Origin of the sequence: Lacticaseibacillus jixianensis, assembly GCF_003946485.1 — a bacterium.
GTDB lineage: Bacteria > Bacillota > Bacilli > Lactobacillales > Lactobacillaceae > Lacticaseibacillus > Lacticaseibacillus jixianensis.
This window is the reverse complement of sequence record NZ_RHOJ01000016.1, coordinates 38,423-50,314: the sequence shown is the minus strand read 5'-3', so window position 1 is coordinate 50,314 and position 11,892 is coordinate 38,423. Positions and strand designations below refer to the sequence as shown.

The 11,892-nt window shown below is 57.4% G+C and carries 15 protein-coding genes; 5 read left to right on the top strand and 10 right to left on the bottom strand.

Features of this window, described 5'->3' with window-relative positions:
* Positions 1-441 precede the first annotated feature (441 nt).
* Entirely contained in the window at positions 442-822 is a 381-nt protein-coding gene (locus EKM85_RS07760; RefSeq protein ID WP_125585706.1) for a CvfD/Ygs/GSP13 family RNA-binding post-transcriptional regulator, read from the bottom strand.
* A gap of 66 nt (positions 823-888) precedes the next feature.
* Positions 889-1,467, bottom strand: a complete 579-nt coding sequence (locus EKM85_RS07755; protein WP_125585705.1) for a peptidylprolyl isomerase — start codon at positions 1,465-1,467, stop codon at positions 889-891.
* Positions 1,468-1,582: 115 nt separating this feature from the next.
* Between EKM85_RS07755 and EKM85_RS07750 the strand changes: the two genes are divergently transcribed.
* From EKM85_RS07750 to EKM85_RS07740, 3 genes are all read left to right on the top strand, one after another.
* Positions 1,583-2,572, top strand: coding sequence for an NAD(P)/FAD-dependent oxidoreductase (locus EKM85_RS07750; RefSeq protein WP_379882377.1), 990 nt, complete (start codon positions 1,583-1,585; stop codon positions 2,570-2,572).
* A gap of 34 nt (positions 2,573-2,606) precedes the next feature.
* Positions 2,607-3,110, top strand: coding sequence for a phosphatidylglycerophosphatase A family protein (locus EKM85_RS07745; protein WP_125585708.1), 504 nt, complete (start codon positions 2,607-2,609; stop codon positions 3,108-3,110).
* 78 nt (positions 3,111-3,188) lie between these two features.
* Complete coding sequence (locus tag EKM85_RS07740) at positions 3,189-3,830, top strand: VTT domain-containing protein (protein ID WP_125585703.1); 642 nt, start codon at positions 3,189-3,191, stop codon at positions 3,828-3,830.
* Positions 3,831-3,937: 107 nt separating this feature from the next.
* Here EKM85_RS07740 and EKM85_RS07735 read toward each other — a convergent pair whose 3' ends face one another.
* The 8 genes from EKM85_RS07735 to EKM85_RS07700 all read right to left on the bottom strand — a co-directional run bounded on the left by EKM85_RS07735 (position 3,938) and on the right by EKM85_RS07700 (position 9,000).
* Positions 3,938-4,558, bottom strand: a complete 621-nt coding sequence (locus tag EKM85_RS07735) for a TIGR01906 family membrane protein (protein ID WP_125585702.1) — start codon at positions 4,556-4,558, stop codon at positions 3,938-3,940.
* A 3-nt stretch (positions 4,559-4,561) separates the two neighbouring features.
* Positions 4,562-5,338 carry a TIGR01457 family HAD-type hydrolase gene (locus tag EKM85_RS07730; protein WP_125585701.1) on the bottom strand — a complete coding sequence of 259 codons (777 nt, stop codon included), beginning with the start codon at positions 5,336-5,338 and terminating at the stop codon, positions 4,562-4,564.
* A gap of 9 nt (positions 5,339-5,347) precedes the next feature.
* Positions 5,348-5,881: a YutD family protein gene (locus tag EKM85_RS07725; RefSeq protein WP_125585700.1), complete on the bottom strand. Its 534-nt coding sequence runs from the start codon at positions 5,879-5,881 to the stop codon at positions 5,348-5,350.
* Between the two features lie 85 nt (positions 5,882-5,966).
* Entirely contained in the window at positions 5,967-6,203 is a 237-nt protein-coding gene (locus EKM85_RS07720) for a hypothetical protein (RefSeq protein WP_125585699.1), read from the bottom strand.
* 78 nt (positions 6,204-6,281) lie between these two features.
* Positions 6,282-6,899 (bottom strand): metallophosphoesterase, encoded by a 618-nt coding sequence (locus EKM85_RS07715; RefSeq protein ID WP_125585698.1) that lies wholly within the window; start codon positions 6,897-6,899, stop codon positions 6,282-6,284.
* The gene (locus EKM85_RS07710) at positions 6,896-7,630 is read right to left on the bottom strand and encodes a YibE/F family protein (protein ID WP_125585697.1); all 735 of its coding nucleotides are present in this window, start codon (positions 7,628-7,630) and stop codon (positions 6,896-6,898) included. Before EKM85_RS07710 ends, EKM85_RS07715 begins: the two co-directional genes overlap by 4 nt.
* Positions 7,617-8,717 (bottom strand): YibE/F family protein, encoded by a 1,101-nt coding sequence (locus EKM85_RS07705; RefSeq protein ID WP_125585696.1) that lies wholly within the window; start codon positions 8,715-8,717, stop codon positions 7,617-7,619. Before EKM85_RS07705 ends, EKM85_RS07710 begins: the two co-directional genes overlap by 14 nt.
* On the bottom strand, positions 8,683-9,000 hold the full coding sequence (locus tag EKM85_RS07700) for a hypothetical protein (RefSeq protein ID WP_125585695.1): 318 nt from the start codon (positions 8,998-9,000) through the stop codon (positions 8,683-8,685). Before EKM85_RS07700 ends, EKM85_RS07705 begins: the two co-directional genes overlap by 35 nt.
* A 79-nt stretch (positions 9,001-9,079) precedes the next feature.
* On the opposite strand from EKM85_RS07700, the gene EKM85_RS07695 reads away from it, so the two are divergent.
* Positions 9,080-10,390, top strand: coding sequence for a glycerophosphodiester phosphodiesterase (locus tag EKM85_RS07695; RefSeq protein ID WP_164510710.1), 1,311 nt, complete (start codon positions 9,080-9,082; stop codon positions 10,388-10,390).
* Between the two features lie 67 nt (positions 10,391-10,457).
* Positions 10,458-11,864 carry a dipeptidase PepV gene (pepV, locus tag EKM85_RS07690; RefSeq protein WP_125585693.1) on the top strand — a complete coding sequence of 469 codons (1,407 nt, stop codon included), beginning with the start codon at positions 10,458-10,460 and terminating at the stop codon, positions 11,862-11,864.
* Positions 11,865-11,892 lie beyond the last annotated feature (28 nt).

Below are 11,892 nucleotides of genomic sequence, written 5' to 3'. Positions count from 1 at the left end.
TCATATAATGAGTTATTTGAATAGCTCGATTTGTTGTTTGCGAATTGACTTCGCTCATGTACTTAATTCTTTTCAACCTTCATTGAAAAGCCCTATCACATTTACGAAACTTTGTTCAGTTTTCAAAGGACTACCTTGTCGTTAAGACAACTTTGATAGTATATCTTAGCGGCATATTGATGTCAAACAGAAAGTTGCGGGCTGAATAATTATTCGGCTTTCTCGAATAATTCCGAGAAGATTTAACGCGTCACCCTGTTTGACAACAACAAATATCTTACCAGCCAAACCGCCCTAGCGTCAACACTAAATTCCTTTTTCGGCAAAATAGTCTCCGCTTCGGGAAAAGCGGGGTGTTACCCGGGTTGCACCTCGGGAAAATTCAGCTATAACCGAACGAATAATTATGCGCGTTCAAAATCATTCGAAAAAAGCACTCGGTCAGTCGACTGAGTGCTTCTTCAGAAGCGCAGAGTATTCATCAACCCAGCCATTTAAATGCTCTGCAATCGGCTTGAATCCAACGTGCAGTTTACGATTCGTCCAATAATGTTTGCGATGCCGGTAAGTCGTCATCGCCGGGTCCGGCTGCAAAGCGCGAACCGAAAGGCTGATCTTACCCGAGAACTCATCAATGTCCAAAATCACAACGGAGAGGTGCTGCCCAACCGCGAACAACTCGTCTAGTGCTTTGACAAATCCGTGTTGACACTCAGAAATATGAATAAGCCCTTGGTGTTGGTCATCCAGCAGGACAAACACGCCGTACGGTTGGATTCCAGTGATCTTCCCCGTCACGATGTCGCCAATGCGATAGTTCATCTTGTCACTTCATTTCTATATAGAACTCACCTAACCAGTATACTTGAACGGTGAGTGGCACTCAAACTATGCAATAGTGATCGATTCAATCGTCACGGGGACCTTCGGCTTGTCAGCCGCAGTTTTGACCTTGCTAATCGCCGCTACCACATCCATGCCTTCAAGGACCTGGCCGAAGACCGTGTGGTGGCCGTCGAGCCACGGGGTCCCGCCCTGAGCATACGCATCGATGACGGCCTGCGGATACCCCGCCTGCGGCAGTTGGACTTTCATCTGCGGGTTAAGGTGCTCATTAGAGACGACGAAAAACTGGCTGCCGTTCGTATTCGGACCGGCATTGGCCATGGACAGTGCCCCCTTTAAGTTGAACAGGCGGTCGCTGAACTCGTCTTCAAAGGCCTGCCCCCAGATGCTTTCACCACCGGCACCAGTGCCCGTCGGATCACCGCCCTGGATCATGAAATCAGGGATCACCCGATGAAAGGTAATGCCATTATAGTAGCCTTGCTTGGCCAGCGTGCTAAAATTCTCCACCGCCTTGGGCGCTTGCTCCGGAAACAAAGCGAAGCTGATCGTACCCATGGTGGTTTTCATGACCGCCTTGGGCCCGTTAAAAGAAGCTAATTCGAGTTGGGGATACATAATTTCCTCCTAGTAAATGTTTTGGGGGTAGTATACCACAGCCTAGGCAAAGGCGTGGTTGCGCTCCGAAAAATATGATACGGTTAGCCTGTTAATTCATTTCAGGAAACGGGGAACGATAATGTCATCTCATACCTATGAAATCACCGTGATTGGCGGCGGCCCGGTCGGGATGTTTGCCGCCTTTTACGCCGGCTTACACAGTGCCGACGTGGCACTGGTCGAAAGCTTAGCAGATTTAGGGGGCCAGACCGGTAACCTCTATCCGGCCAAAATTTTGTACGACATCGGCGGCTTCCCCGGCATCAGTGGCGAAGACTTAGTAAAACAGCTGACGATCCAGGCGACCCATTTTCACCCCGCCATCATCACTGGCACCACGGTGCAAGCAATTGATCGCCAAGCGGACGGAACCTTTGTCCTTCAGACGAGTCAGGCCCCAATCCGAACCAAGACCGTGATCATCGCCACCGGCGGCGGGGCCTTTACGCCGCGGCGGCTGGCTGTCGATTACGATCCGGCACTCGATGATCAAAACGTGCTCTACTTTGTGCGCCGCTTGGCTGACTTTGACGGTCAAACCGTCGCCATCGCCGGGGGCGGTGATTCGGCCATCGATTGGGCCTTAGCCCTGGCGCCGCGGGCCAAACAGGTCTCCTTGATCCACCGCCGCGACCAGTTTCGCGGACTGGAAGCAAATGTGGCAGCGCTGAAAAACAGCTCGGTCGTTCTTCACACCCCGTTTCTCATTGACAGCGTGACCAAGGCTAATAACGAGCAGATCACCGTCAGCTTAAAAGAAGTCCGGGGCGAGCGCACCGAAACTCTCACCGTAGACAAGCTGCTGGTCAACTACGGGTTCATGAGCGAAAATAAGCAGCTGCGCGACTGGGCCGTGGCCCTCGACCGGGGCAAAATCAAAGTCAACTCCCAGATGGCCACCAGCCGCGAAGGCGTATTCGCCATTGGCGACGCGGCCAGTTATCCCGGCAAACTGGATTTGATTGCCAGCGGGTTCGGCGAGGCCCCGATCGCGGTCAACGAGGCGCTGGCCTATCTTTACCCGGACCGCCGGCGCGCCTTGCACAGTTCACAGCTTTATCATTAACAAAGAAGGTCATTTAATGGCAGACGAACAAAGCATTACCAACGAACAGAAATTGTACGAACATACCATTGCGCTGCTTCATGAACGCGGCGTGGACCCCCAGGCCATCGGCGAGCTAGTCATGTTTCTACAGGAAAAGTTCATCCCCAGCCTCACCCTGGAAGACGCGACGCAAAACGTCATGATCGTCCTGCGCAAACGCGAGGTCCAAAACGCCGTGATGACCGGTGTGCAACTAGACAAATTGGCCGAGGCTGGCAAGCTCGAACAACCGTTGCAACACATCATCGAAGAGGACGAGGGCCTTTACGGGGTCGATGAGATCCTGGCGTTCTCGATCGTGAACGTGTATGGCTCGATCGGCTTCACCAATTACGGCTACATTGACCGCGTCAAACCGGGGATTTTGGCCAAGTTGAACGCACATGAGCCAGGCATCATCCACACGTTCCTCGATGATATTGTCGGCGCGATTGCTGCCGCTGCCGCCAGCCGGCTCGCCCACTCGCACCCCGAACTGGAGGACGATAATTATTAAGCTTGCATTAAGCAACCAGTAAGCGCGGCTGCCAGCCAGTATAATAGCGACAACTAACTACTGCTCGGGAGGAAACCGATGACTCAACTGATCGACTTTATTTTGCACATCGACACGCACCTTGTCACCATTGTCAACAGCTTCGGCAACTGGACCTACCTCATTTTGTTCGCGATGGTCTTCATCGAGACCGGCCTGGTCGTCTTCCCGTTTCTGCCTGGCGACTCCTTGCTCTTTGCCGCGTGTGCGCTCGCCGCAAACGAAATTTATGGGCTGAACGTCTGGATCTTGTTTGCAGTCTTCCTGGCCGCGGCGGTGATCGGTGACACCGTGAACTACGAGATCGGGCGCCACCTCGGGCTGGCCGCCGCCAACAATTCCTTTTTCGGCCGCTTGATCAACCGGGAGAAGTTAAAGTCCGCCGAGGCGTTCTTCAACAAGCACGGCGGCAAGACCATCGCCATTGCCCGGTTCATGCCGCTGGTGCGGACCTTTGCCCCCTTCGTGGCGGGCGGCTCCAACATGCACTACGGCAAGTTCATCCACTACAACTTGCTCGGCGGCTTTCTCTGGGTGACCCTGTGCTGCGTCACCGGCTTCTTCTTTGGCAACCAGCCTTTCGTTAAAGCTCACTTCTCACTGGTGGTCATCGGCATCGTCATCATTTCACTGGTTCCAATGCTGATTACCGCATTGCGCAGCCGTAAAACCGCAGCCTAACGATCAACATCAAAAATAACGGGTCCGCCTCAATCAAGGCGGACCCGTTATTTTTGACTGTTCATCTTGCACATTCCGTCAGAAAAGCCCGAGCGTTGCTGGTGAAACTAGTGGCGGCGAGCATCCCGGCGACCACTAATGATTGCCCAGAGCATCGCGGCCTCAAACAGAATCAAGGCCAAAGCGAAGCACGCCGCAAAGAAGCCCTCAGGCAGGACGTTGATGATCGGATCGACCGCCGGATCGAACAACCAATCAGCATTGCGGAACAGCACATGGTGAAAGGTGATGAAGACTTCGTCAAAGTTGACCGCCATGAGTGCCCCCAGGATCAGGGGCACCACGGCGCCAACTGACGCCTGCCGCACCAAAAGCCAGCGGCGATGCGTCTTCGTCAGCCGCAGCAGCAGCCGCATCGCCGGAATGACCGTCACCAGAAAGACCACGATTGCCAGGATGAACAGCTGTTTGACGTCCGCGAAATGCTGCGCCCCGCTCGCCGACCAGTGAAAGTCTGGCAGGTCAAAAGAAAGCCCCGGCACCTGCAAATAGGCCATCAGGCGCAAGTAGTTGTGATAAAGGCGACCGGCACTCATGTTGGCGACCGTCCCCAAATGCGCCAGATGAATGAACACCGGGTACAGGGCATAGGTCAATAATACCGTGCCCCACACCGCCCCACTGATGACAAACAGCCACAGCAGGATGCTTTGCCCCAGCTTTTTCATCGCTCAGACCTCCCAGTCTGCCAGACTCGCCACCTGATGCGTTGGTTGAATCGGCTGCGTTGCCACTTGCGCGCGCGTCGAGATGCCCGTGTACACCAGCAGCGTGTCGATGCCGGCGTTGATCCCCGCCTTGATGTCCGTGTTGTAGTTATCACCCACCATGACCACCTGGTCGGCGGCCATCCCCATCTTGCGCAGCGCCTGGTCCATAATGATGCGCTCAGGCTTGCCAATGTAAAACGCCTGCTGCTGGGTGCTGCGCTCAACTAAGGCGATCACCGACCCAGCGCCAGGCACGTGGCCGCGCTCGTTAGGCAGGTTGGTGTCCGCATTTGTGCCAATGAACTTGGCCCCGCGCTGAATGGCCAGGGTCGCCAGCTCGAACTTGTGATAGGTAACATCGTAGTCCAAGCCTACCACCACGTAGTCTGGATCGACTTCATTAAAGCGTAGGCCGACGTCCAGCATGGCTTGCTTTAGCCCGAGTTCGCCGATCACATACACCGACTTACCGCGGCAGTCGCCGCCGTTGTCCTGCTGGATCCAGCTTGCGGTGGCAAGCGCCGGGGTGTAGACCTGGCTGGGAGCGGCTTCGATGTCATGGTTATGGGCGAGGTTCCAGCACACGTCGGCAGGCGCCTTCGTCGTGTTATTCGTCAAAAATAAAAACGGGATGTGCTTGGCTTGGAGCCGCTCCACAAAGGCTTTAGCCTCCGGAATGCGTTCCTTGCCGCGATACATCGTCCCGTCTAGATCGATCATGTAACCTTGATAAGTCAAAATAGTGTTCTACTCCTCATTAGTGGCGCGCGTACGAATGGTGAAATGACGCTTACGCGGTTTATTTTTGGCCACGGTCTCCGCTTTACCGCCGGCCGGCTTGGCCTGGCGGCTCGTCTTCTCCGTGTAGGGCGCGCGATTGCTGCGATGGTGCGGCGGCCGACTGCGCCGGCGCGGCTTGACCGCCGGCGCGTCGAGGCGTTCGAGGACAAAGTACGCACACCCGAAATTGCAGTACTCGTACAGGTAGTCCTGCAGCGTCGAGATCTGCTGATCTTTATTGGCGCGCCGGTCATCGTTTCGATAAAAGCCGCGCAGTCGCAACTGCTCGTAGCCCCAATCGCCGACAATATAGTCGTACTTCTCGAGGATGTCCATGTACCGCTCGGCAAACTTGTCGCGGGCAAACCCGTGCTTGTGATCCAAGACAAGCTGATAACGCCGCCCGCCGACGGTGATCATGTCGGGTGCCACCTGCAGGATCTCCACGATCGGTTCGGCCGGCTTATGCTCCGGCCGCTCTTTTACAGTGCGCTCTGCCATGACCATCCTCCTCTTTTTTGAACCGTCCTAGTATACCACGCCGCCGCACAACTAAAAAAGGCGCCCGAAAAGCGCCGCCTGCCCCCTATTGCTCCAACTTGGCAAACCCCGCCTTGAGGTTGCCTTGAACGGCCTCCGGCAAGAACTTGGCCAGCTGCGGCCAAAAGGAGAACTCGAGGTAGTCCTTAGTGAAATCGCCCTGCTCCAGCTTGCGAAAGCCCAGCGTCAACAGCGCGTTGGCCTGCGCGGCGGCCGTCTTTGGCGTTGCCTGGAGCACCGCTTTGCGCAGCGCCTGCAGCTCATTTTTGACCTGCTCATCCATTCCCTCGCCCCCCACTCTTTCAGTTTCATTTTACTAGGGAAACGATTAGAAATCAATGTGAGATTTTCTAATTATTGTTCAATGCTGGGGGTGCGCCTTTAGGAAGGCCTGCTTGGCGGTAAACAAGCGGTGGATCTCCGCTGCGTTCAGCGGACTCCCCCAAGGCAGGGCCGCCACCGCCGGGTCCAGGGCGCGCTCCGGGGCGTCAACGCCAACGTTGATATCCTCGGCGATCGGGACCATGCTGTGGTGAATGTGACCATGAAGGTTCAGCGTCTGTTTGGTGATCCCCAGCAGCAGCGGGTAATGGGTCATGATGAACTGCGTGTGGTCGTCTTTAATGATGGTCCCCACGTCGTGAAAGAGAAACTTCGGGCCGCCGTGCCACCCCGGATCCTGGCGGTGTAAATATTTAAACCGGGCCTGGTAATCATGGTTGCCTTTAATGAAGACGATCTGGCCGTGGAGCTGCGCAAGGATGGCCAGCACTGCGGCCTCAGTGGGCATCGCCCCTGGGTTCATTGCGATGTCGCCCAGGTGGTAGACCCGGTCGTTGTCATCATCCACGCGCGCGTTCCAAGCGGTGATCATCGCTTGGTCCATCGCCGCCGTCGTGGCGAACAGGCGCGGAGCGAAGGGATTATCGCCTAACAGCGCGGCATGAAAAAAGTGCGTATCCGCAATAAAATAATTCACGCTTGCGTTCCTTTCTCGCGGGTCGACACGACCCACATTGTCAGCGGCACCGTCAGGGTCACCGCGATCATCGAAAACAGGACCGCGATCAGTTCCCCGGCAAAGATCTTGTTGTTCAGCACCTCCCAGAAGGGGTACTTCAGCTGGGCGAACCAGATGAAGAGTCCAGCAAACCCGCCAAAAAAGCCAAAAAACAGGGTGTTCAGCGCCGTGCCGATGATCTCCGCCCCCATCTTCGTCAGCCCCGGCGGCGTGGCGGCACGGCCCAGCTCCTTCATGCCTGCTGCGACCGCAACTGCCGCCTCGGCAATCGCCCCGAGGGTGGAGAAGAGCGCCGTGGCCACCAGAATATTCTGAAACGAGACGCCGATGAGCAGATTATAGCCCTCCAGCTCCTCGGAGTCTTCGGGGCCAAACCCCTGGACATGGGCCAGCGAGGTCCCAATCAGAATAACGCCGAGCACCAGCAGCATCACCAGCAGCGACGCGACAAACGCCGTGGCGGCAACATCCCCATCGCTGGTCGATAGAAAGATGGTCGCGGCCAGCACGCTCAGCCCGATCACCACGGCGACCCCGATCGCGTTGAAGCCGCCGGCAATCAGCACGACGGCAACCACCATCAGCAGCAGATTGATGAGCAGCGCCAAGAAATTGCTGATCCCCTGCTTGCCGCCGACCAGCACCATCAAGATCAACAGCGCCAGCAGCAGCGCCTCAAATGTGTTCATGCGTCGGCCTCCTTTGGATCACCGTGGCCAGCCCGGCAGTCAGCGGCACCGCCAGGACGATCCCGAACGCTGACACCAAGGCCTGAGCAAACCCCAGCCCCATCACCCAGATGAAGGTCTGACTGAGCGCGTTGGCGTTGCGCAGCCAGAGCACTGCCTCGCTCAGCGTCTCGGCGATAAAGATCATGAACAAAACGGCGATCAGCGGCCCCATCACGTTCCGGCCGATCGCCATCCCCGCTTGAAACCGCCGCTTTTTGGCCGCCGGCAGCTGCATCACCGCCACGGCGATATCGTTGCTTTCATCAAGGACCGCCCCAAGCGAACCGATCATGATCTGCACAAAAAACAGCAGCTGCGGGACCTGGGTCACGTAGTTCATCGCCTCGATGTGCAGGCTGCGGTAGTGGGTCACCGTAAACAGCGCGTAGCCGAGCCCGACGGCCAAGGCGGTCGCCCCCAAGGTGGCCGCGGCAATGACCGCTGCTTGCCGCGAAAAGCCCGCAATAAACACCGTCGTCACGGCAGTGAACACGATCGCCATGCCTGCAAACAGAACGTAAGCCAGCTGCTGATTGGCAGGCGAAGTCTCCAGGTGCAAGGTGACCTGCAGCAAGGCCACGTTGGCCAGCAAGCTGCCAACCACCAGCCAGGCCCGGCGCCGAATCACGAGCACCATCAGGGTCAAGGTCGCTGCCAGCAGCCCGAGGACCACCCCGTCGCGCTTGACGTCCTGTAGCTGATAGCCGGCGTTTTGCCGCTGCACAAAGACCACCTGGCCGCGCCGCAGCTTGACGTCAAGGGCCCCCGAGGCGGAAAACGTGTTACTGAAGTGCACCACTTGCCCCCGGGACCGCGTGTTAAGCAGCCGCCCCGTGATTTTTTGGGCCGTCGTGTGGTCCACGTTACCAAAATTATCGACCTGCCGCTGCGGCCGCGCGCTGGTTGCCACCGTCACGCGGACCAGTGGCTGCGGGTAAAGCGGTGCGTCGAGCTCCGCCAGCCCGAACACCGCGGCAAAGACGAGCAGCGGCAGCAGCCACCGCCACTCTTTACCCGACGTGATTCTGCCGCAAAATTTCTTCATAGGCGTCCTTCACCGGCCCCGCTGGCTTGGCCCAAACTTCCCACTGCGTTAGATCAAACGGCGGAAACTGGTAGTGGTCATTGATATACTGCTCGTACACTCGCACCGCGTTGGAGTGCGGGATGTTGAGCTGCAGGATGCGTACCTGCTTAATGAGCCCCTTGATGGCCGCTTTTTCCGCCCGACCGTTCATCATCACGTTGCCGAGCTCAAGGTACGAGGTGCCATCGTTCAGGGTGATTTCTTGAATGAGATCAAAAATTTGACTGTCTTGCTGCTCCATGGTTGCCTCCCCAATCACACACAAAATGGTAAAGTGTGCTAAGGTTTTTTTATTAATACAGAGAAAGGACGGCGTGCTGATGACTAAATGGTTCCATGCAGTCCTACTTTGCCTGCTTTACCTCGGCTTAGCCGGCTTCGTGGTTGTCGGCCACCGCGGCGACCCGCTGAAGGCCCCCGAGCAGACCTTTCAAAGCGACGACTTGGCCTTTGCCGACGGAGCCGCCTACGTTGAGCTGGACGTTCACGAGTCCGCTGACGGCGTGGTCGTCATTCAGCACGACCCCACCACGCTGCGTATGACTGGCGTGAACGCAGTCATCGCCCAAACCCCGTTTCGGACTTTGCAGGGCTATCATACCAAAAATGGCGAACCGGTTCACAGCCTGCAGGAACTCTTTACCCATTATCAACACGGGCCGCAGAAGTTCCTGATCGAAACTAAGATCAAAAAAGACGAGCCGCACCCTCAGCTGGAGGAAAAAATTGCCGCCCTAGTCAACCGCTACGGAATGCAAAAGCGGGTCATGTTCCATTCCTTTTCGTTAGGCAGCCTCAAGCGGCTGCAAAAAGTGTTGCCCGCTTGCCCAAGACTATTTATCGCCGGCTCCCTCAAACGGATCAACTATTCGCTTTTTCAGTACGTGACCGGCATTGACCTTTCAACCGACCTGCTGACGCCGCAGCTGGTGGCCTCCCTGCACGCCGCGGGCCTGAAAGTCTACGCTTGGGACGAAATGACCGAGACCCCGACCAAATGGCAGTGGCTCGCCAACCTTAACATCGACGGCGTGGTCACAAACTATCCGGCCGTGGCCCACGAGTATGCCACCCTTAAAGCCGAGGCCACCACCGTGCACAAAGAGGGACTGGCCACCAACGTTTCCACTGCCGCTTTGCCCATCGTCAAGAATCCTTACACCCCGGTGCCGACTGGTAAGACGGTGCCGGCCCGGGCTGCTTTTGCAGTGCGCAAGCTCGTTGAAAGCGACGCCGGCACATTCTTTCAGCTGTCGCAAAACCAGTTTGTCCCCGCACTGACCGTCGTCCTCGCGCCGCAAGCCGGCACGCTGAATCAGCTGATCGGGCAAACGGCATGGATCCACACCTCTCGCCTGGCCGTGGCGCTGCATCCGGCCCCAAGGCAAAGCGCAGGGCGCGCCGGCTGGGCCGTCAACAATACCCAGGTGACCATCAACGCCGTGCACCAAAGCGGGGCGACCACCTGGATCCACGTCGCAGGCGGCTGGCTTAAATTGACCGCTTGCCAGCTCAAAACCCCAATTGCCAGCTTAGAGCTACCCGCCCATCCCACCGGCCTGTGGCCCAGTCAGGTCGCCCTGCGACTGACGCCGCACTCGGCGCTACTGAATCTCCCTGTCCTTGGATAGTTTAGGCTGGAGTCTGCGTCAGGCGGTATGATATGGTTTAATTAATCAACTAAAGAAAGCTGGGATAATTATGACCAACTGGCAAGCTGAAGCAGAAAAGATCCGCCCGCAACTGCTCTTAGACCTCAAGTCTCTACTGCAAATTGACTCTGCTCGCGACGTTGCGCACAAGACTGCCGAGTTTCCCTTGGGCCCAGGCCCGGCCAAGGCCTTGCAGGCGATGCTTGGCCTAGCCGAACGCGATGGCTTCAACACCCTGAACGTCGATAACGTTGCCGGCCGCATCGAGTATGGGGATGGCGACGAGATCTTCGGCCTGTTTGGCCACATGGATGTCGTGCCCGCCGGTCCTGGTTGGACCACTGATCCTTTTACCCCGGTGGAAAAGGATGGTCGCCTCTACGCGCGCGGCGCCTCCGACGACAAGGGCCCGAGTATCGCGGCTTATTACGCCCTCAAGCTGGTGCGCGACTTGGGGCTGCCGGTGAACAAGAAGATCCACTTCATTATTGGCACCGATGAGGAATCCGAATGGGTCGGGATCAACCGCTACCTTGAACAAGAGCCCGCGCCAGACTTCGGCTTCTCTCCCGACGCCGAATTTCCGATCATCAACGGTGAAAAGGGCATCGCCACTTTCGCCATCACCTTCAAGCCGCAGCCAGCCGCTTCCAGCGCGCTGACTTTGACCAAGTTTGAGGCGGGCATCCGGGTCAACATGGTGCCCCAAACGGCTACCGCGACCTTAACGGGCACTGCGCCAGAGGCGTTAACCGCGCTGATCGAGCAAAAAAACACCGAACCGGGGATCACGGTGGAAGAAGGCCGCACCGATGACGGGGTGATCATCACCCTCACTGGGAAGGGCGCTCATGCGCAGGAGCCGAAAGACGGGATCAATGCCGCCACCCACCTGGCCGCCCTGCTGACCGAACTGGACCTTGACCCCACCGGGCACCAGTACGTTGAAGCCATTGCGGCCCACATGCACGAGGACTCACGCGGGCACCTGCTGGGCATCGCCCACGAGGACGCCGTCATGGGTGAGCTCACCGCCAGTCCCGACCTGTTCAGCTACGACCCAGCCGGCGAGCAAACCGTCATGCTGAACGTGCGCTACCCGCAAGGCACCGATCCGGATACCATCATCGCGGCGATCACCAAGACGCTCGGTGCCGACCACGTCAGCGTCGCCGTGAACGGCCACGCCCAGCCGCCGCACTATGTGTCCGGCGATGACCCGCTGGTTAAGACCCTGCTCCGAGTTTACGAGCAGCACACCGGTCAGGCGGGCCACGAGCAAGTGATCGGTGGCGGGACATACGGCCGCATCATCACGCGCGGCGTCGCCTATGGGGCGCTGATGCCAGACGCAGAAAACGTGATGCATCAGGCGAATGAATACATGACCATCGACAGCTTGATCCAGGCGGTCGCGATTTACGCAGACGCGATCAGCCAGCTAGCAAAGTAAGTGAAAACGCCGTGGCCTTGGGCTACGG